We start from the raw sequence: 22,900 nt of genomic DNA on the forward strand, positions 1-22,900 counted from the left end.
GTCTGAAGTTTATGGATTTCTGAGGTAAGTATAAGAATGAAAAAATTATTGATGGTAGGGTGTTTACTGACCGCATTTACCTCCGCTTCCGTATTAGCGGATGCCAGCAGTGATCTCAAATCCCGCCTCGGCAAACTCAACACCTTCCACGCCAGTTTCACGCAAACCGTGACCAGTGATGATGGCGCTGCCGTTCAGCAGGGCGAAGGTCAGCTGTGGGTGAAGCGTCCGAACTTGTTTAACTGGCATATGACGACGCCGGATGAAAGCATTTTAGTTTCCGATGGCAAAACCCTGTGGTTCTACAACCCGTTCGTTGAGCAGGTCACGGCGACGTGGCTGAAAAATGCCACCGGTAACACGCCGTTCATGCTGATCACCCGTAATGACAGCAGCGACTGGGCAAAATATAACGTGAAGCAGAAAGGTGATGATTTCGAATTAACACCTAAAGCGGCAACCGGCAATCTGAAACAATTCGCGATCAATGTGACGCCAGCAGGCACCATCAAAAGCTTCACCGCTGTTGAGCAGGATGGGCAGAAAAGTGCTTATACGCTGAAAGGCGAGCAAAATGCGTCTGTGGATGATGCCAAATTTAAATTTACGCCACCGCAAGGCGTGACGGTGGATGACCAGCGTCAGTGAGGTGAGTTTGAGTAATCTGTCACTCGATTTTTCCCAAAACGAATTCCAGCCACTGGCCGCCCGTATGCGGCCAGTCACACTGGCAGAATATATCGGACAGCAGCATCTGTTAGCGCCGGGCAAACCTTTGCCGCGTGCGATTGAAGCAGGGCAATTGCATTCGATGATTTTGTGGGGGCCGCCAGGCACCGGGAAAACCACGCTGGCAGAACTGATTGGCCGCTATGCGAACGCCGATGTTGAGCGCATCTCAGCGGTCACATCAGGGGTTAAAGATATCCGTGAAGCGATTGAACGCGCCCGTCAGAACCGCGATGCCGGGCGTCGTACAATTTTATTTGTCGACGAAGTCCATCGCTTTAATAAAAGTCAGCAGGATGCCTTCCTGCCGCATATCGAAGACGGCACCATCACGTTTATTGGTGCGACGACCGAAAACCCTTCTTTTGAACTTAACTCCGCCTTACTGTCACGCGCCCGCGTGTATTTGCTCAAATCACTGACGGCTGAAGATATCGGGAAAGTGATCGACCAGGCGCTGACCAATGCTGAGCGCGGTTACGCTAACGAGAAAATTCGTGTCCCGCCGGAAACCCGCCGGATGCTGTCTGAGCTGGTGAATGGCGATGCCCGCCGTGCGCTGAACAGCATCGAAATGATGGCGGATATGGCGGAAATCGACGCCAAAGGTTACCGGACATTAACGCCGGAACTGCTCACTGAGATAGCCGGTGAGCGCAGCGCGCGATTCGATAACAAGGGCGACCGTTTTTACGATTTAATTTCTGCATTGCATAAATCGGTGCGCGGTTCCTCACCGGATGCGGCGCTTTACTGGTACGCCAGAATCATTACCGCCGGTGGTGACCCGTTATATGTTGCCCGTCGTCTGCTGGCCATTGCGTCTGAAGATGTCGGTAACGCTGATCCGCGTGGCATGCAGGTGGCGATTGCAGCCTGGGATTGCTTCACCCGTGTCGGTCCGGCGGAAGGTGAGCGGGCCATTGCTCAGGCTATCGTCTATCTGGCTTGCGCGCCGAAAAGTAATGCCGTCTACACGGCATTTAAATCTGCCATGCGCGATGCACGTGAAATGGCCGATTACGATGTGCCTGAACATCTGCGCAACGCGCCTACAAAACTGATGAAAGAAATGGGGCTTGGGGCTGAGTATCGCTACGCGCATGACGAGCCGAATGCATACGCCGCCGGTGAAGATTATTTCCCCCCTGAAATGGCCCGTACACAGTATTATTACCCGACATCACGCGGGCTTGAAGGCAAGATCGGCGAAAAGCTGGCATGGCTTGCCGGACAAGATCAAAATAGCCCGACAAAACGCTACCGCTAACTTTATCGTTGCGGTAAGGTTACCCGTGATAACTCTTTGACACGCTGTCGTTTCAGACAGCGTGCATCATCAAATTAACATTCAATAACGACACGTACAGGATTAGCATGCTGGATCCCAATCTGCTGCGTAATGAGCTAGACGCAGTTGCAGAAAAACTCGCTCGCAGAGGTTTTAAACTCGATGTGGAAACGCTGCGTTCTCAGGAAGAACGCCGCAAAGTCTTGCAGGTAGAAACGGAAAGTCTACAGGCTGAACGTAACTCCCGATCGAAATCTATCGGTCAGGCAAAAGCCCGTGGCGAAGACATCGAACCCCTGCGTCTGGAAGTGAATACGCTGGGTGAGAAGCTGGATGCAGCGAAAGCTGAGCTGGATGCATTGCAAAATGATATCCGCGATATCGCTTCTGCGATCCCAAACATGCCTGATGACTCCGTGCCTGCCGGTAAAGACGAGAACGATAACCAGGAAGTAAGCCGCTGGGGTACGCCTCGCCAGTACGATTTCGCTGTGCGTGATCACGTATCGCTGGGCGAAATGGCGGGGGGGCTTGATTTTGCGGCTGCCGTTAAACTGACCGGTGCGCGTTTTGTGGTGATGAAAGGGCAGATTGCCCGTATGCATCGCGCGCTGTCCCAGTTCATGCTGGATCTGCACACAGAACAACACGGCTACCTGGAAACTTACGTTCCGTATCTGGTCAACCAGGAAACCCTGTACGGTACCGGTCAGTTGCCTAAATTTGGCGAAGATCTGTTCCATACCAAGCCACTGGGTGAAGAAGCGGGCAGCAGCAACTATGCACTGATCCCGACGGCAGAAGTGCCGCTGACCAACCTGACCCGTGACGAAATTCTTGAAGAAGACTCTCTGCCACTGAAAATGACGGCGCATACCCCCTGCTTCCGTTCAGAAGCCGGTTCTTATGGACGTGACACCCGTGGTCTGATCCGTATGCATCAGTTCGACAAAGTCGAGATGGTGCAAATAGTTCGTCCTGAAGACTCCATGAACGCACTGGAAGAACTGACCGGTCATGCGGAAAAAGTGCTTCAGTTGCTGAATCTGCCATACCGTAAAGTGCTGCTGTGCACCGGTGATATGGGCTTTGGCTCTTGCAAAACGTACGATCTGGAAGTGTGGCTGCCAGCGCAAGATACGTACCGCGAAATCTCTTCCTGTTCCAACATGGGTGATTTCCAGGCGCGTCGTATGCAGGCACGTTGCCGTAACAAGACAGATAAAAAACCACGTCTGGTACATACCCTGAACGGGTCTGGTCTGGCGGTGGGGCGTACTCTGGTGGCTGTGCTGGAAAACTATCAGCAAGCTGACGGTCGTATCGAAGTGCCGGAAGTATTGCGTCCTTACATGGGTGGTTTGGAATATATCGGTTAATCCCGCTGTATATTCAATGAAATAACGAAAAAGCGCCTGAGGGCGCTTTTTTTATGCATAAAACCGTGCGCTGGGTTAAGAATTCCGTATTTCTCTTCTCCAACCCTGTCTTTTTTGATAGCAGACAAAGTTTCCTACCTCCTAATTAGTAGTATCCCTGCATTCTGAGTGGGTAACTACCTCATTACCGGAGTGGGAAAATGTCGGAAACTAAACCAGAAATCACCACGGCAAAAAGTGGTATCAGCCGCCGGACGCTGATGAAAACATCCACCCTGGCAGGGCTGGCGATTGCCGCCGGTGGGGTATCGCTTCCTTTCAGCCGTAAAGCGCTGGCTGAGGCGGTGAGTGATGCGAAACCGTCAGCGCCTGAAGATAAAGTGGTCTGGGGTGCCTGCTCGGTCAACTGCGGCAGCCGCTGCGCATTACGTTTGCATGTGCGCGATGATGAAGTTTACTGGGTTGAGACGGATAACACCGGACAAGATATTTATGGCGACCATCAGGTACGCGCCTGTCTGCGCGGGCGCTCTATCCGCCGCCGCATGAATCATCCGGAACGTCTGAATTATCCGATGAAGCGTGTCGGCAAGCGGGGTGAAGGCAAGTTTAAACGCATCAGCTGGGAAGAAGCCTTCGATGAAATTGCCGGTAATCTGAAGCGTATCGTCGCCCGCTACGGCAATGAAGCGGTGTATATCAATTACACCTCCGGCGTTGTGGGCGGTAACATTACCCGTTCCTCGCCTTATGCCTCTCTGGTTGCCCGTCTGATGAACTGCTACGGCGGTTTCCTCAGCCACTACGGCACATACAGTACCGCGCAAATCGCCTGCGCGATGCCGTACACCTACGGCAGTAATGACGGCAACAGCACGTCAGATATTGAAAACAGTAAGCTGGTAGTGCTTTTCGGTAATAATCCTGCGGAAACGCGCATGAGCGGTGGCGGCATCACCTATTACCTCGAGCAGGCGCGTCAGCGTTCCAGTGCCCGTATGATCGTGATCGACCCGCGCTACACCGACACTGCGGCAGGCCGTGAAGATGAGTGGATCCCGATCCGTCCGGGAACGGATGCTGCGCTGGTCGCCGGTCTTGCGCATGTGTTGATCACCGAAAATATGGTCGATCAGCCTTTCCTCGATGCCTGTTGCGTGGGCTACGACGAAAAAACATTGCCCGCGGACGCACCGGCCAACAGCCATTACAAAGCGTACATTCTCGGTCAGGGGGAAGATGGGACGGCGAAGACGCCTGCATGGGCATCCCGTATTACCGGTATTCCGGCAGAGCGTATTGTTAAACTGGCCCGGGAAATCGGACAAGCCAAACCGGCGTATATTTCTCAGGGCTGGGGTCCGCAGCGTCAGGCTAATGGTGAGCTGACATCGCGCGCTATCGCCATGCTGCCAATTTTAACCGGCAATGTCGGCATAAATGGCGGCAACAGTGGCGCGCGTGAGTCCACCTATACCATCACCATTGAGCGTATGCCGGTGCTGGAAAACCCGGTGAAAACGCAGATCTCCTGTTTCAGCTGGACGGATGCCATTGCCCGTGGCCCGCAGATGACCGCCAAAGCGGACGGAGTAAGGGGCAAAGACAAGCTGGACGTACCGATTAAGTTCATCTGGAACTACGCCGGTAACACCATCACCAACCAGCATTCCGACATCAATAAAACCCACGATATTCTGCAGGACGACGCGCAGTGTGAAATGATCGTTGTGCTGGAAAACTTCATGACCTCCTCGGCAAAATACGCCGATATCCTGCTGCCTGACCTCATGACCGTCGAACAGGAAGACATTATTCCGAACGATTATGCCGGGAATATGGGCTACCTGATTTTCATCCAGCCTGCGACGTCCGCTAAGTTCGAACGCAAAGGCATCTACGAGATGATGAGTGAAGTGGCGCTTCGCCTTGGCCCGGACGTTTACAGCAAATTCACCGAGGGCCGCAGCCAGCGGGAATGGTTGCAGTATCTGTATGCCAAAATGCTGGCGAAAGATCCGGCATTGCCTGCCTATGAAGCACTGCGGGAAATGGGGATTTATAAGCGTAAAGACCCGGCGGGACATTTCGTGGCCTACAAAAAATTCCGTCAGGATCCTCAGGCCAATCCGCTGAAAACACCTTCCGGTAAAATCGAAATCTACTCCTCCGCGCTGGCAAAAATTGCCGGCGAATGGGAACTGCAAAAAGACGAAACCATCAGTCCGCTGCCGGTGTATGCCTCAACCTTTGAAGGCTGGGATGACCCGAAACGCAGCCAGTTCCCGCTGCAAATGTTCGGCTTCCACTACAAAGCCCGTACCCATTCAACCTACGGCAATATCGATGTTCTGCAGGCGGCCTGCCGTCAGGAAGTGTGGATTAATCCGATGGATGCGAAAAGCCGGGGCATTGAAAACGGCGACAAAGTGAAAGTCTTCAACGATCGCGGCGAAGTGCGTGTGGCGGCGAAAGTCACGCCGCGCATCATGCCCGGCGTGGTGGCGATGGGGCAGGGTGCATGGCATCAGGCCAATATGAGTGGCGATCGTATTGACCATGGCGCCTGCATGAACACGCTGACGACCCAACGTCCTTCCCCGTTGGCGAAGGGAAATCCTCAGCATACTAATTTGATTCAAATAGAAAAAGTCTAAAGAAGCTACGGACAAAGAGCCACGCTCGATGACACGGTTGTTACATTTTGTCCTTATGATAAGGACGTTACGGAGTAAGCAATGTCAGATTCAAACAGTCAAAAACCTGATACAGGCGGCGGGATCAGCCGCCGTGATTTGGTTAAGGGAACCACGCTCGCCGGTATGGCGGCAGCGGTCGGCGGAATATCGCTGCCGTTCAAATCCATTCGTGCTGAGCAGATTAAGGCTCCGGTCAGCGCCGCAGACGAGAAAATCGTCTGGAGTGCCTGTACCGTAAACTGCGGTAGCCGTTGCCCGCTGCGCATGCATGTCGTTGATAACGAAATCCGCTATGTCGAAACCGATAATACCGGTGACGATAATTATGAAGGGCTACATCAGGTACGCGCCTGTCTGCGCGGGCGCTCAATGCGCCGTCGCGTGTATAACCCCGATCGCCTGAAGTATCCGATGAAACGGGTAGGCAAACGGGGTGAAGGCAAATTCAAACCTATAAGCTGGGATGAAGCCTATGACACGCTGGCGGCCAGCCTCAAAGACATTATTCACCGTTACGGTAATGAAGCGATCTACCTGAATTACGGTACCGGTACGCTGGGCGGTACCATGACCCGTTCATGGCCGCCGGGCAAAACGCTGATCGCCCGTCTGATGAACTGCTGCGGCGGTTATCTGAATCATTATGGCGATTACAGCTCGGCGCAAATCGCGGCTGGCCTGAATTACACCTACGGCGGCTGGGCAGACGGCAACAGTCCGTCTGATATCGAAAACAGTAAACTTGTGGTGTTGTTCGGTAACAATCCCGGCGAAACGCGCATGAGTGGCGGCGGGGTAACCTATTACCTTGAGCAGGCCCGTCAGCGTTCGAATGCCCGCATGATCATTGTCGATCCGCGATATACCGATACCGGTGCCGGTCGTGAAGATGAATGGGTACCGATCCGTCCGGGGACGGATGGCGCACTGGCCGCTGCACTGGCACACGTGATGATCACCGAAAACCTGGTTGATCAGCCCTTCCTCGATAAGTATTGCGTCGGCTACGACGAAAAAACCTTACCGGCCGGTGTCCCTGAGAATGCGCATTACAAAGCCTATATTCTCGGCAACGGGCCGGATGGCGTAGCGAAAACGCCGGAATGGGCGGCAAAAATCACCGGTATTTCCGTGGATAAAATCGTCAAGCTGGGGCGCGAAATCGGGCAGGCGAAACCGGCGTTTATTACGCAGGGCTGGGGTCCGCAACGTCATGCTAACGGCGAAATTGCCACCCGTGCGATTGCGATGCTGGCGATCCTGACCGGTAACGTCGGCGTTCACGGCGGTAACTCCGGCGCCCGCGAAGGCGCCTACGAAATTCCGTTTGTCCGTATGCCAACGCTGGAAAATCCGGTTCAGACCAGCATTTCTATGTTCCTGTGGACGGATGCGATTGTGCGTGGTCCGGAAATGACGGCCACGAAAGATGGCGTGCGCGGCAAGGAAAAACTGGATGTGCCGATCAAGTTTATCTGGAACTACGCCGGTAACTGTCTGATCAACCAGCATTCTGATATCAACCGCACTCACGATATTCTGCAGGATGACAAACAGTGCGAGATGATTGTGGTGATTGATAACCACATGACGTCGTCAGCGAAATACGCAGATATTATCCTGCCCGACTGCACGGCCTCTGAGCAGATGGACTTCTGCCTTGATGCCTCGTGCGGCAATATGGATTACATCATTTTTGCCGATCAGGCGATCACGCCACGATTCCAGTGCAAAAATATTTATGAAATGACCAGCGAATTGTCCCGCCGTCTGGGCGTTGAGCAGCAGTTCACCGAAGGACGTACGCAGGAAGAATGGTTGCGCCATCTGTACCAGCAATCCCGCGAAGCGCTGCAGGAGCTGCCTGATTTCGACACTTTCCGCAAACAGGGCATGTTCAAAAAACGCGACCCCGATCAGCATCACGTGGCCTACAAAGCATTCCGTGAAGATCCGGCGGCGAATCCGCTGAGCACGCCATCTGGCAAAATTGAAATCTACTCTGCCGAACTGGCCAAAATTGCCGCTGAATGGGAACTCTCCAAAGAGGACGTGATTGATCCATTGCCGGTGTATGCCGCCGGTTTCGAGAACTATGACGATCCGCTGGCCAGCAAATATCCGCTTCAGATGACCGGTTTCCACTACAAAGCGCGTACTCACTCCACTTACGGCAACGTGGATGTCCTGAAAGCAGCCTGTCGTCAGGAAATGTGGATCAACCCGATGGATGCCGCGCAGCGTGGTATCGCCAATGGCGACATGATCCGCATCTTTAACGATCGCGGCGAAGTGCACATTGCTGCAAAAGTAACGCCACGCATGATGCCGGGTGTTGTCGCACTGGGCGAAGGTGCCTGGTATTCACCGGACAGCCAAAAAATCGACCGTGCGGGCAGCATCAACGTACTGACTTCTCAAAGACCTTCACCGCTGGCGAAAGGTAACCCCTCTCACACCAACCTTGTGCAAGTGGCTAAGGTTTAACGGAGTAAAACATGACAACTCAATATGGCTTTTATATTGACTCAAGCCGCTGCACCGGGTGCAAAACCTGTGAGCTGGCTTGCAAGGACTTCAAAAACTTAACGCCGGACGTCAGTTTCCGCCGCATTTATGAATATGCCGGGGGTGACTGGCAGAAAGACGGGGACGGCTGGCATCAGAATGTGTTCGCGTATTATCTGTCTATTTCATGCAACCACTGCGCGGATCCGGCCTGTACCAAAGTCTGTCCGAGTGGCGCAATGCATAAGCGTGAAGACGGTTTTGTGGTGGTGAACGAAGATGTGTGCATCGGTTGCCGCTATTGCCACATGGCATGCCCGTACGGCGCGCCGCAGTACAACGAAGCGAAAGGTCACATGACCAAATGTGACGGTTGCTACGAGCGCATTGCCGAAGGTAAAAAACCGATCTGTGTGGAATCCTGCCCGCTGCGTGCGCTGGATATGGCCCCGATTGAAGAGTTGCGTGCGAAATACGGTGATCTGGCCGAAGTGGCACCGTTGCCGGCTTCACACTTCACTCACCCAAATATCGTCATCAAACCCAATGCGAATTGCCGTCCTGTAGGCGATACCACGGGTTATCTGGCTAACCCGAAGGAGGTTTGAGATGGGAAACGGATGGCATGAATGGCCTTTAATGGTCTTTACCGTTCTGGGGCAATGTGTAGTGGGTGCCTTTATCGTGCTGGCGATTGCCTTACTGTCGCGACGCACTGTCGATGAATACCGCAGGATCCACCTGTCGATGTTCTTCCTGTGGGTGCTGATGGCGATCGCGTTTATCGCCTCAGTGTTGCATCTGGGTTCGCCGCTGCGCGCATTCAATTCGCTTAATCGTCTGGGCGCTTCGCCGCTGAGCAACGAAATTGGCAGCGGTTCATTGTTTTTTGCGCTTGGCGGGATTTACTGGCTGCTGGCGACTCTCAACAAGATGCCGCGCGCACTGGCTAAAATCTGGTTAATCATGACCATGCTGGCAGGCATTGGGTTCGTTTTCGCGATGTGTCGTGTCTATGAAATCAATACCGTGCCGACCTGGGACAATGCCTACACCGCGTTGCATTTTGCTCTGACGGTGCTGATTGGCGGTCCGGTTCTGGGCTATTTGCTGCTGCGTGGTGCCGGTATCAATGGCTGTGCGCTGCGTCTGCTGCCGGTCGTCAGTCTGGTGGCGCTGATCGTGAGCATGGCCGTGGTGGTCTTGCAGAGTGCGAGTCTGGCGGGCATTAACAGCTCTGTTCAGGCAGCTTCAACCCTGATCCCGCAATACGGCGTGTTGTCAGTATGGCGGCTGGTGCTGATTGTTCTGGGATTGGGCTGCTGGTTCTGTCCGCTCATCATGCGTAAACGTCCGGCACTGGCGTCAATGATTCTGGCTTTCGTGCTGGTGTTTGGCGGTGAGTTGATTGGCAGGGCGATTTTCTACGGTCTGCATATGACAGTAGGTATGGCAGTCAGCGGGTAATTTCGGGTCGTCAGGTTTATCAGGAGGCACGTCACCGGTGGTGATGTGCCTCTGCAACAAATGAGTCAATTATGTCAGCAGAATCAATCAGTTTAACCGGTAAAGTTTTAGGCGCGACATTGTTTTATCCGCCGGGAACCGAAGAAGTCCAGCCTCTGGTCGCATTACTTAAAGCGAATGACTGGATGTCACAGTGGCCTTTCGCTTCTGAGGAGGCAAAAAATCAGGCGAGGCAAATGTTCAGTCAGATTGATGCCGCACCTGAGAATCTGGATGACGCTTATCAGCGCCTGTTCGTGGGGCCTTATGCATTACCTGCGCCGCCGTGGGGCTCGGTGTATCTGGATAAGGAATCCGTAGTGTTTGGCGATTCCACCCTGGCGCTTCGTCAGTGGATGCGTGAAAACGGCATTGAGCCGCATCTGGCGCAGGCGGAGCCGGAAGATCATATTGGCTTGCTGCTGATGATGTCTGCGTGGTTAGCCGAAAACTCGCCGTCATTGCTGGATGATTTTTTGACGCTGCATGTATTGCCGTGGGCGGGCCGCTACTTCGAACTGCTCATTCAGAGAGCTGAACACCCGTTTTATCTTGGCGTGGCTTTACTTGCCGGGTCCACGTTGCAAGGCTGGAAACAGCAGCGTGGGTTGCAGACACCGGTCGTGGATCTGTATTTCTGATGAGCGACTCCCGTGACGCCGGTTATTACCGTGCCTGGATGAGCAGCAGAACAGTCAGCCGCCGTGGATTATTCCGCGGCTTGCTGTCTTCGGGCAAACAGGCGATGGAACAGTCGGCAGGCCCCTCCGCCACCTTGCTGGAACGTCGGGTTTCCCGCCCGCCGCAGGCCGTTGCGGAGCCCTTATTTCTGCAACAGTGCAGCGGGTGCGGACATTGTGCAGTGGCCTGTCCGGTCGGCATTATCCGTGTTCCGGACGGGAAGGCTTCGCTGGCAATTGATTATGCCGAATGTGATTTTTGCGGAGCCTGCACACAGGCCTGTGAAAGCGGGGCGCTGGATCTGAGCGTGCCGATGGATACCGGCTTACGTCCGACAGTTTTGTCACAGTGCCTGGGGCGGATGGATGACTTGTGCAGACTGTGCGAAATTGCGTGCCCACGCACGGCAATATTTTTTAATCAACAGAATCAACCTTCTGTTGATGACGCAAAATGTAATGGCTGCGGTAAATGTAAACTTGTTTGTTATCATGGCGATATCAACTTGTCATTAAAGCGTCATGTATCTTCATAGCCAGGCTTGATTAGCGTTTTCAATCATTCCTCTCCACTTTGTGCTCAGGTCAATTTTTGCCAGATTGACTTTTAATCCGCCAGTGGCATGATGCGCGCAATTTCCTCCTCTTTGTGGTCTTCATCGCCCTATGTCCGCCTATTCCCGACCCGTCGCATTATTGCTGTGCGGACTCCTGCTGCTGACGATTTCTATCGCCGTCTTAAACACGCTGGTACCTTTGTGGCTAAGCCATGAGCAACTCCCAACCTGGCAGGTCGGGATGGTCAGTTCATCCTATTTTACCGGTAATTTGCTGGGGACGTTGCTCGCGGGCGGGCTGATTAAACGTATCGGGTTTAACCGCAGTTATTACCTTTCCTGTGTTTTGTTTGCCGTCGCGACCGCAGGGCTGGCGCTGTCGATGAGCTTCTGGGGCTGGGTCAGTGCTCGTTTTGTCGCAGGAGTCGGCTGCGCACTGATTTGGGTGGTGGTGGAGAGTGCTTTGCTGCGCAGCGGAACGGTGAAGAACCGGGGGCAGCTGCTGGCCGCTTATATGATCATGTATTACATCGGCACGGTGGTCGGTCAGCTTCTGGTGGGCACTGTGCCAACAGCTATCTTCAGCGTGTTGCCGTGGGTAACGGCGCTGATTGTGATTGCTATGCTGCCGCTGCTGCTGACGCATATTGAGAATCAGGACAGCGAGCAGCCGCGTCATGCCGTGATGCCGATGTTCAGACGCCGTAATGCGCGTCTGGGGATCAATGGCTGCATTATTTCCGGCATTGTTCTGGGGTCGTTATACGGGCTGATGCCACTGTTCCTGACCCATCAGGGAATGAGTGATGCGAATGTGGGTTACTGGATGGCCTTGCTGGTCAGTGCCGGGATTATCGGTCAGTGGCCGGTAGGGCGTCTGGCAGACCGTTATGGTCGCCTGATGGTTTTACGTATCCAGATTTTTTGTGTGATCCTCGGCAGCATTGCGATGCTCAGTGGCTATGCGATGGCACCAACACTGTTCATTTTGGGATGTGCGGGATTCACACTTTATCCGGTTGCGATGTCATGGGCTTGTGAGAAAGTGAGTGCTGATGAGCTGGTGGCGATGAATCAGGCGTTACTGATGAGTTATACCCTCGGCAGCCTTGCTGGACCGACGATGACCGCAATGCTGATGCAGAGCTATTCTGACCGCCTGTTGTTCGTGATGATCGCTGTAGTCTCACTGGTGTATCTGGTGATGCTGATGCGTAAAGCGGATCATACGCATAACCCGGTGGCTGCCGCCTGATTACCCTGCATACTTGAAGCCGCCACTGCGTTAGCTACGCTCCCGAACCCGAATCACTGACTTAGGTCAGCGCATCGGGATCTCGTCACTTACCGCTTTGTTGCAACTCCAATTATTTTGGGTAAGGTTTCATTGAGAATCTTAGTCTCATAAAGCAAAAAAGACGCCAAATGGCGTCTTTTTTAATGGGCATAATCGGGTGATTAATAAATCACTTTATGCCCGTAGCTGGCGAGAATGTTTTTCACTCTTTCCATGATCTCTTTGGTCGGTGGGTTTACGCCATCCAGACCATATTTCTCACCCATTGCCGTCCATTTGTGTTTGCCCAACTCATGATAGGGCAGCAGCTCGATTTTCTCGATGTTGGTCATGTCCTTGGTGAACTCGCCCAGTTTATGCGCGGAATCATCATCATCTGACCAGCCCGGTACCACCACATAACGGATCCAGGTGCGCTGATTACGTTTCGCCAGATAGCGGGCAAAATCCAGCGTGCGGTGGTTGGATACGCCCACCAGATTCTGGTGAATATCGTCATTCATCTGCTTCAGATCGAGCATGACCAGATCCGAGACATCCAGTAACTCGTCGATCACCGGATCATAACGGCGGACAAAACCGTTGGTGTCCAGACAGGTGTTAATCCCTTCTTTCTGGCAGGCGCGGAACCAGTCGCGCACAAATTCAGCCTGAAGAATGGCTTCACCACCGGATGCGGTCACACCGCCGCCGGAAGCATTCATAAAGTGGCGATACGTCACCACTTCTTTCATTAAATCATCGACATTGATCTCTTTACCGCCATGAGTGTCCCAGGTATCGCGGTTGTGGCAATACATGCAACGCATCAGGCAACCCTGGAAGAAAACAATGAAACGGATACCTGGGCCGTCAACGGTGCCACAGGATTCATATGAGTGGATGCGACCTTGAACTGACATTGCGGGTTATTCTCCATATTGACCAATGAATAGCAGTCTACATGTGCGGGTGCTGGCCTGGCAGAGATAAACTGGAAACCACAGGTTTATGATACCAGACAATCAATAAGGTTGATTGTCAGCAATGGCGGTACTGCTTTGCCAGAGGTCCACAACGTATAGCGCTCTGGCAAAACAGACTGTCGTACAGACAGTGCAGGGCAGGGAGGGATGAAACAAAGGCTCCACGTTGTGGAGCCTTTTATATCAGACCAGATTACAAGGCTGAATTATTACAGGGACTTGGTGAAAGTACGGGTAATAACATCTTGTTGCTGTTCTTTAGTCAGTGAGTTGAAACGCACTGCGTAACCAGAAACACGGATGGTCAGCTGAGGATAGTTTTCAGGATGTTCCATCGCGTCTAACAGCATTTCACGGTTCATCACGTTCACGTTCAGGTGTTGACCACCTTCGATGGACGCTTCGTGGTGGAAGTAACCATCCATCAGACCCGCGAGGTTGGCTTTACGCACATCATCGTCTTTACCCAGCGCATTTGGAACGATAGAGAAGGTATAAGAAATACCATCTTTCGCGTAAGCAAACGGCAGTTTAGCAACGGAAGTCAGAGAGGCAACCGCACCTTTCTGGTCACGACCGTGCATTGGGTTCGCACCTGGACCAAATGGAGCGCCAGCGCGACGACCGTCAGGGGTGTTACCGGTTTTCTTACCATAAACCACGTTAGAGGTGATGGTCAGAACAGACTGAGTAGCCACAGCGCCACGGTAGGTACGCAGTTTCTGAATTTTCTTCATGAAACGTTCTACCAGGTCACAAGCGATGTCATCTACACGAGAATCGTTGTTACCGAACTGTGGATATTCGCCTTCAATTTTGAAGTCTACAGCCAGGCCGTCTTCGTCACGGATGGTGCTCACTTTTGCATATTTGATAGCGGACAGGGAGTCGGCAGCAACTGACAGACCTGCGATACCACATGCCATGGTGCGATAAACGTCACGGTCATGCAGAGCCATCAGCGATGCTTCGTAGCTGTATTTGTCATGCATGTAGTGAATGATGTTCAGCGCAGTCACGTACTGTTTAGCCAACCAGTCCATGAAGTGATCCATGCGATCCATGACTTTGTCATAGGTCAGCACTTCATCCATCATTGGCGCTTCTTTAGGGCCAACCTGGATTTTCATTTTTTCATCAACGCCGCCGTTGATTGCGTACAACATGGTTTTCGCCAGGTTTGCACGAGCGCCGAAGAACTGCATTTGTTTACCCACAACCATTGGGCTCACACAACACGCGATAGCATAGTCATCGTTGTTGAAGTCAGGACGCATCAGGTCATCGTTCTCATACTGTACAGATGAGGTATCGATAGACACTTTTGCTGCGTACTTTTTGAAGTTCATTGGCAGCTTTTCAGACCACAGAATGGTCATGTTCGGCTCTGGTGAAGGCCCCATGGTGTACAGGGTATTCAGGAAGCGGAAGCTGCTTTTGGTGACCAGCGTACGGCCGTCAACGCCCATACCTGCCAGGGATTCAGTCGCCCAGATTGGGTCACCGGAGAACAATTCATCATATTCAGGTGTACGCAGGAAACGTACCATACGCAGTTTCATGACCAGGTGGTCAATCAGTTCCTGAGCTTGTTCTTCGTTCAGTTTGCCAGCTTTGATATCACGTTCGATGAACACGTCAAGGAAGGTAGATACGCGGCCGAAGGACATTGCAGCGCCGTTCTGAGATTTAACTGCAGCCAGGTAGCCGAAGTAAGTCCACTGTACAGCTTCTTGTGCATTGGTCGCAGGACCAGAGATATCGCAGCCATATTTAGCCGCCATTTCTTTAATCTGACCCAGAGCACGGTGTTGTTCTGAGATTTCTTCACGCAGCTGGATGGTCATTTCCAGATTTACGCCGTTTTCCAGATCGTCTTGCAGAGACTGGAATTGTGCGTATTTGTCGGCCATCAGGAAGTCGATACCGTACAGTGCAACGCGACGGTAGTCACCGATGATACGGCCACGGCCATAGGCATCTGGCAAACCGGTCAGAACACCGGATTTACGGCAGTTCAGGATGTCTTTAGTGTAAACATCGAAAACGCCCTGGTTGTGGGTTTTGCGATAATCAGTGAAGACTTTTTTCAGTGCCGGATCCAGTTCACGACCATAAACTTTACATGAACCTTCCACCATTTTGATGCCGCCGAATGGGATCAGGGCACGTTTCAATGGCGCGTCAGTTTGCAGACCAACGATAGTTTCCAATGATTTGTTGATGTAGCCGGCATCGTGCGAAGTGATGGTAGAGGCAACGTCGGTATCAAAATCTACTGGAGCCTTGGTACGGTTCTCCAGTTTGATACCATCCATTACTTTATCCCACAGGGTGGTTGTCGCTTGGGTAGCGCCAGCCAGGAAGGACTCATCACCTTCATACGGTGTGTAGTTCTTCTGAATGAAGTCACGGACGTTTACGCCATTCTGCCATTCACCAGCACTAAAACCTTGCCATGCGTTGGTCAATTTTTCATTGAGCTTGGACATTTTGCACCTACCTTCTAATTTGGATTTCTTTAAAAATCACGTGTAAAACTGTCGTAACAAGAGTGCCACGTTGGATCAGTGGTGTTTCTCATCGCGAAGATATATGACCCAGTACGTTAACCCTACCAGCAAACCGCCCCCGATAATGTTACCGATGGTCACAGGGATAAGATTGTCGATGATAAAGTTAGTGATGTTCAGTTCTGCGAATTGCGCCGGGGTTGCTCCGACGGCCTGCCAGAATTCGGGAGTCGCAAAGTTTTTCACTACGATGCCTAAAGGGATCATGAACATGTTGGCAATGCTGTGTTCAAAGCCGCTGGCGACGAACATACCCACCGGTAAAATCATGGCGAACATTTTATCCATCAGACTGCGGCCGGAGTAACTCATCCATACCGCAAGGCAAACCATCAGGTTCGCGAGGATCCCCAGACAAACAGCTTCGATAAATGTGTGATGCATTTTATGGTCAGCAGTTTGCAGAACATTCAGTCCCCACAAACCGTTATCAACCATGTATTCACCTGAGAACCAAATCAGAGCCACAAAGAACAGGCAGCCAATCAGGTTACCAATATAGACATTGACCCAGTTGCGCGCCAATTGCCCCCAGGTAATACGCCCGCTGGCTTTCGCAATCACGATAAGCACAGTGGAAGTGAACAGGTCAGCGCCACACACCACGACCAGCATCAGACCCAGTGAGAAGCAGATGCCCCCGACGAGTTTTGCAAGACCATAAGGTACGGTACCGGTGCCTGTAGTGGCGGTGATATAAAAAGCAAAGGCAATAGAAATAAAGACGCCAGCAGTAATGGCTAAAAAGAATGTTTTTAACGGCTGTTTGGTGGCTTTATAAACGCCGGCATCTTCAGCAACTTTTGCTGTAGCGGCGGGTAAAATGAGATCGAAGGGGTTGTCAGCTTTCACATTAACTCTCTTATTCAGGGCTATGCACTGCGCAACGAGATACTAGCAAAGCAGTATAACGTAAAAATTGACGTGGATCATACGAGGGGGTTTTTGGTGGTTTTCAGGGTACTACTGAAGGGGTGGTTTTTTAGTTAACTTATTGAAAATAATAGTGTAAAAACATTTTAATTTTTACAAATAAAGTTGATGGCAGGAGGATTTATTTTTCTTTTTGCGTTAATGGGAATAACTCATTGTTAATTAATGTCGTTAATTTGACTTTGTAAATTTCACCGCCATTTAACGTAAAAAAATAAGTGCCATACTTTTGTCGTAAAAAAGACATCCGGGCTTTATTTCGCGCGGAATTACACGTCATTTTTAAGGCTGAGTCAAACCCCGGAGGTCAAATGGCGCACCGCAAGCGTAAACGCAGGAATAAAAAAACCGGCAGGAATTCTGCCGGTTTGAAAGAGTTTTTATCTGAGTGAGATCAGCTTTTTGCCCAGTGGCGACGTTTCGCCACCTGCAACTTCTCATACGCACCCAGCAGCGCCTGATGAGCCGGTAAGGCTTTAAGCGCCGGATCTACCGCAAACAGGCTGTGGAAACGGACGTCGCCACTGATGGCGGCGGAGGCATCTTCAACTGCTTTCTGGCCGTACATTTTCACAAATGCATTGTAATATTGTGCCGGATCGCGATCTTCTTCCAGAGACAGTTGCAGCAGCGTTTGCAGGCAACGGTAGTAGTTGTTGCGCTCATCGCTGTACACAGACGAGTTGAACTCGTGTGCCCACTCAGCCCAGGTCAATGCCTGATCTAAATCGCCACCCGCCAGCGCCAGCATGGATTTCAGTTCGCCCACACGCAGGGTGTACCAGCCGTTGTCCTTACCGCTGGCAATACCCAGTAATTCACGGACGCGGGTAAAGTCATCGAGACCTTCATCATCGAGCTGAGTGATCATCTCAAGATAGGTTTCTTTCGGCAGATCACTGTCCGGCAAGGCCAGCAGCTGATCACGCAGATGTGCGCCCATGCTGTTATTCGCCAGCAGCAGGTCTTCTGCAGGGTAGATATCCGACATACCAGGGACAATAATGCGACAGGCATACACGTCCAGATGCTCGTAATCTGCGATATACACTTCGGCATCTTCTTTATCAAAGATAGCCATCAGGGTCGCGAATTCTTGTTCTGTCGTGCCGCTGAAACTCCAGTCAGCAAACGGATAGTCGGCGTCCTGCTTGAACATGTCCCATGAGATCAGACCGCTTGAATCGATGAAATGGGTTTCAAGGTTAGCGTGTTCCGCCACTTCTTCGTCATCGAAGGTTGGTGCCGTGAAGACATCCAGATCTTTCAGGCTGCGGCCCTGCAGCAGTTCAGTCACGGTACGTTCCAGTGCGACACCAAAATCAGGGTGTGCGCCAAAGGAGGCGAAACAGGTGCCGTTTGCCGGGTTGAACAGCACCACGCAAATGACCGGGTAGTTTCCACCCAGAGAGGCGTCATAAGAAAGAATAGGGAAACCTTCTTCTTCCAGTTTGGCGATGGCTTCCACCACGCCCGGGTAACGTGCCAGCACGTCAGCAGGAATTTCCGGCAGGCTGATGGATTCGGCAATAATGCGGTTCTTGACGTAACGCTCGAAGACTTCTGACAGTCCCTGCACACGCGCTTCATTGGCCGTGTTACCGGCAGACATCCCGTTAGAGACGTACAGGTTGCCGATGATGTTCATCGGAATGTAAACGGTTTGCAGATCAGACTGACGGGTAAACGGCAGGGCGCAGATACCGCGATCCGGATTGCCGGACTGCAGGTCGATCAGATCACTGGCGATCAGTTCTTTATCGGCATCATAAAAGGCATGCAGGCGTTCATCCAGAATGCCAGCCGGCAGGCTGTCGTCTTCAGGCAGCGGGAACCACTTTTCATTCGGATAATGCACGAAGTCGCCGTTGGCTATCTCTTTGCCCAGATAGAAATCGGCAAAGAAATAGTTTGTCGACAGACGCTCAAAATATTCCCCCAATGCCGACGCGAGAGCGGCTTTCTTGCTGGCCCCTTTACCGTTGGTGAAGCACAGCGGACAGTCGCGATCGCGAATGTGCACTGACCAGACGTGGGGAACCGGATTCAGCCAGGAAGCTTCTTCGATATTAAAGCCGAGATCGGTGAGTTTTTGTTGGAAGCGGGAAATGGAGTCTTCCAGCGCCGCGTCTTTACCAGGAATAAAAGTTTGCGTCATTGAGTTCACTTTTGAGCGTGCTAAAAACGCGCAATGATACGGGGTTTTGCGTATGAGCTCCATGTATTCGTGTTAAGAATGTAATCGCGGTGTAACGCGCTAAGCTTGTCTGTAAATCCGCGGCAGGTAAGCCGCTGTTTTCTCTTCCCGTGAGGCATCTATGCAGGCTTTTGATCTGAAACGTATGACGCTGGATAAGTTCCCTCTTGAGTATCTTGGAGAGGTGACATTCCGCTGCTTTTTCATTTTTATTGTGGTGTTTGTCTTTCTGAAACTGACCGGGCGTCGGGGCGTGAATCAGCTTTCTTTGTTCGAAGTGGTGATCATTCTGACGCTGGGTTCTGCCGCCGGTGACGTGACGTTTTATGATGACGTCCCGCTGTTGCCCGTGTTTGCGGTCTTTTTCTCAATTCTGCTGTTTTACCGTCTTTCAACCTGGCTGATGGATAAAAGTCCCCATTTCCAAAACTGGATGGAAGGCAAACCGCTGATCATCATTCGTGACGGCATGTTTGAATGGGAAACCATGGCGCGCGAGAACATCACCAAAGGCGAATTCTACATGGAGTTGCGGCAGAAAGGGGTGGAGCATCTCGGCCAGGTGCGGCTGGCGTTTCTTGAAGCTAACGGCGGCCTGAGTGTTTATTTCCGGCTGGACGAGGATGTCCAACCGGGCCTGCCTGTGTTGCCGGAAGATTACATTGATATCGAGACCCTGATGCTCACCAGCGGGCTGTATGCCTGCCATCAGTGCAGTCTGATTCAAACTTTCAAAGTGGGCGAAAAAGCGGCCTGTCCGCGTTGTCAAAATATCACCTGGGTAAGGGCGCTGAGTACCGTACGGGCGTGAACAGATAATCCTGTTAAATCAGCTTTCCAGGGAGGAATGAACCTTGTGACCTATATCTCATCGCTGTTTATCAGGTCGTGGTGAATAACCGTTGCAGACTGCTTGTCTCGGATGATAAAACCGTTAAATTAGTGATTACTATGTGGCTGTCTCAGAGAAGTGGTGAGGGGAAATGACTCAGGTTTATAATTTTAGTGCAGGCCCGGCAATGATCCCGGCTGAAGTGTTGCGTCGTGCGGAACAGGAACTTTGTAACTGGCACGGACTGGGTACATCGGTGATGGAAATCAGTCACCGTAGTAAGGAATTTATCCAGGTTGCTGAAGAATCCGAAAAGGATATCCGTGACCTGCTGAATATTCCCCCGAACTACAAGGTGCTGTTCTGCCACGGTGGCGCGCGCGCGCAATTTGCTGCCGTCCCGATGAACCTGCTGGGCGATAAATCCTCCGCTGATTACATTGATGGCGGTTACTGGGCGCACAGCGCCGTAAAAGAAGCCCAAAAATACTGCTCGCCTAACGTGATTGATGTCACCACCACGATTGATGGCAAGCGTGGCATTCTGCCAATGAACGAATGGCAGCTGAGCGCAGATTCCGCCTACGTGCATTACTGCCCGAATGAAACGATCGATGGTATTGCTATCGATGAAATGCCTGATTTCGGCGACAAAATCGTGGTTGCCGACTATTCCTCTTGTATCCTTTCCCGCCCGATCGATGTCAGCCGTTTTGGTGTTATCTATGCCGGTGCGCAGAAAAATATCGGTCCGGCCGGTCTGACACTGGTCATCGTTCGTGAAGACCTGCTGGGTAAAGCCCGCACAGAACTGCCGTCTATTCTGGATTATACCGTGCTGGCTGAGAACGATTCTATGTTCAATACCCCGCCAACATTTGCATGGTATCTGTCAGGCATGGTGTTCAAATGGCTGAAAGAACAAGGCGGTCTGCGCGAGATGGAAAAACGCAATCGTGCAAAAGCCGAGCTGCTCTATGGCGCCATCGACCGTACCGGTTTCTACCGTAACCCGGTTGCGGCAGCCAACCGTTCGTGGATGAACGTTCCTTTCCAGATGGCGGATGCTTCTCTGGATAAACTGTTCCTCGATCAGGCGCAGGAAGCCGGTCTGCACGCATTAAAAGGTCACCGTGTTGCTGGCGGTATGCGCGCATCTATTTATAATGCAATGCCCCTTGAAGGCGTCAAAGCCCTGACCGACTTTATGGCGGAGTTCGAAAAGCGCCACGGTTAAGTGCGGGTTTTCGGGCCAGCAAAATGCTTGAGTAAGAAGCCTTAAAAATGACCCCGGCTCACTGTCCGGGGTCATTTTATGAAAAGAAGAATTGGAGAAAGAGTGGAATCCCTGACATTACAACCCGTTGCACTGGTTAACGGCAGCATCAATTTACCTGGCTCAAAAAGTGTTTCCAACCGCGCACTTTTACTGGCTGCTTTTGCACAGGGCACTACCCGCCTGACAAATCTGCTCGACAGCGACGATGTTCGCCATATGCTCACCGCACTGACGCAACTGGGCGTCACGCATCGTTTGTCGGCATCCCGTACCGAGTGTGAAATCGACGGTCTGGGCACGGCTTTTTCCAATGCTAAAGGTCTGGAACTGTTTCTGGGTAACGCAGGGACGGCCATGCGTCCGCTGGCTGCCGCGTTATGTCTGGGTGAACAGGATGTGGTCCTCACCGGCGAGCCACGCATGAAAGAGCGCCCGATCGGACATCTGGTGGATGCGTTACGGCAGGGCGGCGCGCAGATTGATTATTTAGAGCAGGAAAACTATCCGCCACTGCGTCTGCGCGGCGGCTTTAGTGGCGGCAATGTCAGCGTTGATGGCAGCGTGTCCAGCCAGTTCCTGACGGCGTTGCTGATGACCGCGCCACTGGCAGTGAATGACACGACCATTCAGATTAAAGGTGATCTGGTTTCCAAACCTTATATCGATATCACCCTGAACCTGATGAAAACCTTCGGTATTGAAGTGGAAAACCACCAGTACCAGCAATTCAGCATTAAAGGCCAGCAACACTATGTGTCGCCGGGTGCTTATCTGGTTGAAGGTGATGCTTCTTCTGCGTCCTACTTCCTGGCTGCTGCAGCCATCAAGGGCGGTACGGTTCGTGTGACCGGTATTGGTAAAAACAGCATGCAGGGTGATATTCGTTTTGCCGATGTGCTGGAGAAAATGGGCGCAACCATTCACTGGGCTGATGATTATATTGAATGTACCCGTGGCGACCTGAAAGGTATCGACATGGATATGAACCATATTCCTGATGCTGCCATGACCATTGCCACAGCCGCATTGTTTGCGGAAGGCCCGACAACGCTGCGCAACATTTACAACTGGCGTGTCAAAGAAACCGACCGACTGGCAGCCATGGCCACTGAGCTGCGTAAAGTCGGGGCGACGGTGGAAGAGGGTGAAGACTACATCCGCGTTGAGCCACCACAGTCGCTGAAATTTGCCGAAATTGGCACCTACAATGATCATCGCATGGCGATGTGTTTCTCTCTGGTGGCGCTGTCCGATACCCCGGTCACGATCCTTGATCCGAAATGCACAGCGAAAACCTTCCCTGATTACTTTGAACGTCTGGCGGCAATCAGTACGCTGGCATAGTCTTACGTTGTGTCTGCAAAGATAACGGGCATCCATTGATGCCCGTTTTTTGTTACTGAGATTTCGGAACCGTCCGCTTTTTAGGCAACTGAAAAATGGGGGGTAACAGTTGACTTAAAGGCAGCGTATAA

At 52.1% G+C, this 22,900-nt stretch carries 17 protein-coding genes; 13 read left to right on the plus strand and 4 right to left on the minus strand.

What is annotated here, in order from left to right; all coding sequences use genetic code 11:
• Positions 1–36: 36 nt before the first annotated feature.
• The 10 genes from lolA to J9880_RS15225 all read left to right on the plus strand — a co-directional run bounded on the left by lolA (position 37) and on the right by J9880_RS15225 (position 12,604).
• The gene (gene lolA, locus J9880_RS15180; protein ID WP_095922661.1) at positions 37–648 is read left to right on the plus strand and encodes an outer membrane lipoprotein chaperone LolA; all 612 of its coding nucleotides are present in this window, start codon (positions 37–39) and stop codon (positions 646–648) included.
• Between the two features lie 7 nt (positions 649–655).
• Entirely contained in the window at positions 656–1,999 is a 1,344-nt protein-coding gene (locus J9880_RS15185) for a replication-associated recombination protein A (protein ID WP_095925168.1), read from the plus strand.
• Between the two features lie 107 nt (positions 2,000–2,106).
• On the plus strand, positions 2,107–3,399 hold the full coding sequence (serS, locus tag J9880_RS15190) for a serine--tRNA ligase (RefSeq protein WP_232769551.1): 1,293 nt from the start codon (positions 2,107–2,109) through the stop codon (positions 3,397–3,399).
• A gap of 200 nt (positions 3,400–3,599) precedes the next feature.
• Complete coding sequence (gene ynfE / locus J9880_RS15195) at positions 3,600–6,056, plus strand: selenate/tellurate reductase subunit YnfE (protein WP_232769552.1); 2,457 nt, start codon at positions 3,600–3,602, stop codon at positions 6,054–6,056.
• Positions 6,057–6,137: 81 nt separating this feature from the next.
• On the plus strand, positions 6,138–8,585 hold the full coding sequence (gene dmsA, locus J9880_RS15200) for a dimethylsulfoxide reductase subunit A (protein ID WP_232769553.1): 2,448 nt from the start codon (positions 6,138–6,140) through the stop codon (positions 8,583–8,585).
• Positions 8,586–8,596: 11 nt separating this feature from the next.
• Positions 8,597–9,214 carry a DMSO/selenate family reductase complex B subunit gene (locus J9880_RS15205; protein ID WP_095922658.1) on the plus strand — a complete coding sequence of 206 codons (618 nt, stop codon included), beginning with the start codon at positions 8,597–8,599 and terminating at the stop codon, positions 9,212–9,214.
• Between the two features lies 1 nt (position 9,215).
• Positions 9,216–10,073, plus strand: coding sequence for a dimethyl sulfoxide reductase anchor subunit family protein (locus J9880_RS15210; protein ID WP_131693725.1), 858 nt, complete (start codon positions 9,216–9,218; stop codon positions 10,071–10,073).
• A 71-nt stretch (positions 10,074–10,144) separates the two neighbouring features.
• Positions 10,145–10,753 carry a Tat proofreading chaperone DmsD gene (gene dmsD / locus J9880_RS15215; RefSeq protein ID WP_119822218.1) on the plus strand — a complete coding sequence of 203 codons (609 nt, stop codon included), beginning with the start codon at positions 10,145–10,147 and terminating at the stop codon, positions 10,751–10,753.
• Positions 10,753–11,328, plus strand: coding sequence for a ferredoxin-type protein NapF (gene napF / locus J9880_RS15220; RefSeq protein WP_232769554.1), 576 nt, complete (start codon positions 10,753–10,755; stop codon positions 11,326–11,328). The genes dmsD and napF overlap by 1 nt, the downstream gene beginning before the upstream one ends.
• A 130-nt stretch (positions 11,329–11,458) precedes the next feature.
• On the plus strand, positions 11,459–12,604 hold the full coding sequence (locus J9880_RS15225) for an MFS transporter (RefSeq protein ID WP_095922654.1): 1,146 nt from the start codon (positions 11,459–11,461) through the stop codon (positions 12,602–12,604).
• A 203-nt stretch (positions 12,605–12,807) separates the two neighbouring features.
• Here J9880_RS15225 and pflA read toward each other — a convergent pair whose 3' ends face one another.
• The 4 genes from pflA to ycaO all read right to left on the minus strand — a co-directional run bounded on the left by pflA (position 12,808) and on the right by ycaO (position 19,275).
• Entirely contained in the window at positions 12,808–13,548 is a 741-nt protein-coding gene (gene pflA / locus J9880_RS15230; RefSeq protein WP_015689580.1) for a pyruvate formate lyase 1-activating protein, read from the minus strand.
• 272 nt (positions 13,549–13,820) lie between these two features.
• Positions 13,821–16,103, minus strand: a complete 2,283-nt coding sequence (gene pflB / locus J9880_RS15235) for a formate C-acetyltransferase (RefSeq protein ID WP_095922617.1) — start codon at positions 16,101–16,103, stop codon at positions 13,821–13,823.
• 75 nt (positions 16,104–16,178) lie between these two features.
• Complete coding sequence (gene focA, locus J9880_RS15240) at positions 16,179–17,036, minus strand: formate transporter FocA (protein WP_095922616.1); 858 nt, start codon at positions 17,034–17,036, stop codon at positions 16,179–16,181.
• A gap of 475 nt (positions 17,037–17,511) precedes the next feature.
• Positions 17,512–19,275, minus strand: a complete 1,764-nt coding sequence (gene ycaO / locus J9880_RS15245) for a 30S ribosomal protein S12 methylthiotransferase accessory factor YcaO (RefSeq protein WP_232769555.1) — start codon at positions 19,273–19,275, stop codon at positions 17,512–17,514.
• Positions 19,276–19,435: 160 nt separating this feature from the next.
• Here ycaO and J9880_RS15250 point away from each other — a divergent pair, with 160 nt between their 5' ends.
• The 3 genes from J9880_RS15250 to aroA all read left to right on the plus strand — a co-directional run bounded on the left by J9880_RS15250 (position 19,436) and on the right by aroA (position 22,769).
• Complete coding sequence (locus J9880_RS15250; protein WP_095922615.1) at positions 19,436–20,125, plus strand: DUF421 domain-containing protein; 690 nt, start codon at positions 19,436–19,438, stop codon at positions 20,123–20,125.
• 172 nt (positions 20,126–20,297) lie between these two features.
• The gene (serC, locus tag J9880_RS15255) at positions 20,298–21,383 is read left to right on the plus strand and encodes a 3-phosphoserine/phosphohydroxythreonine transaminase (protein WP_095922614.1); all 1,086 of its coding nucleotides are present in this window, start codon (positions 20,298–20,300) and stop codon (positions 21,381–21,383) included.
• 102 nt (positions 21,384–21,485) lie between these two features.
• Positions 21,486–22,769: a 3-phosphoshikimate 1-carboxyvinyltransferase gene (gene aroA, locus J9880_RS15260; protein WP_119822221.1), complete on the plus strand. Its 1,284-nt coding sequence runs from the start codon at positions 21,486–21,488 to the stop codon at positions 22,767–22,769.
• Positions 22,770–22,900 lie beyond the last annotated feature (131 nt).

The organism is Rahnella victoriana, from assembly GCF_021276285.1.
Lineage (GTDB): Bacteria > Pseudomonadota > Gammaproteobacteria > Enterobacterales > Enterobacteriaceae > Rahnella > Rahnella victoriana.

Coding starts and splice junctions, on each gene's coding strand:
- dmsD (WP_119822218.1), top strand. CDS start 10,145: ATGTCAGCAGAATCAATCAGTTTAACCGGTAAAGTTTTAGGCGCGACA.
- ycaO (WP_232769555.1), bottom strand. CDS start 19,275: ATGACGCAAACTTTTATTCCTGGTAAAGACGCGGCGCTGGAAGACTCC.
- J9880_RS15250 (WP_095922615.1), top strand. CDS start 19,436: ATGCAGGCTTTTGATCTGAAACGTATGACGCTGGATAAGTTCCCTCTT.
- J9880_RS15205 (WP_095922658.1), top strand. CDS start 8,597: ATGACAACTCAATATGGCTTTTATATTGACTCAAGCCGCTGCACCGGG.
- pflA (WP_015689580.1), bottom strand. CDS start 13,548: ATGTCAGTTCAAGGTCGCATCCACTCATATGAATCCTGTGGCACCGTT.
- serS (WP_232769551.1), top strand. CDS start 2,107: ATGCTGGATCCCAATCTGCTGCGTAATGAGCTAGACGCAGTTGCAGAA.
- ynfE (WP_232769552.1), top strand. CDS start 3,600: ATGTCGGAAACTAAACCAGAAATCACCACGGCAAAAAGTGGTATCAGC.
- J9880_RS15225 (WP_095922654.1), top strand. CDS start 11,459: ATGTCCGCCTATTCCCGACCCGTCGCATTATTGCTGTGCGGACTCCTG.
- napF (WP_232769554.1), top strand. CDS start 10,753: ATGAGCGACTCCCGTGACGCCGGTTATTACCGTGCCTGGATGAGCAGC.
- serC (WP_095922614.1), top strand. CDS start 20,298: ATGACTCAGGTTTATAATTTTAGTGCAGGCCCGGCAATGATCCCGGCT.
- pflB (WP_095922617.1), bottom strand. CDS start 16,103: ATGTCCAAGCTCAATGAAAAATTGACCAACGCATGGCAAGGTTTTAGT.
- lolA (WP_095922661.1), top strand. CDS start 37: ATGAAAAAATTATTGATGGTAGGGTGTTTACTGACCGCATTTACCTCC.
- dmsA (WP_232769553.1), top strand. CDS start 6,138: ATGTCAGATTCAAACAGTCAAAAACCTGATACAGGCGGCGGGATCAGC.
- J9880_RS15210 (WP_131693725.1), top strand. CDS start 9,216: ATGGGAAACGGATGGCATGAATGGCCTTTAATGGTCTTTACCGTTCTG.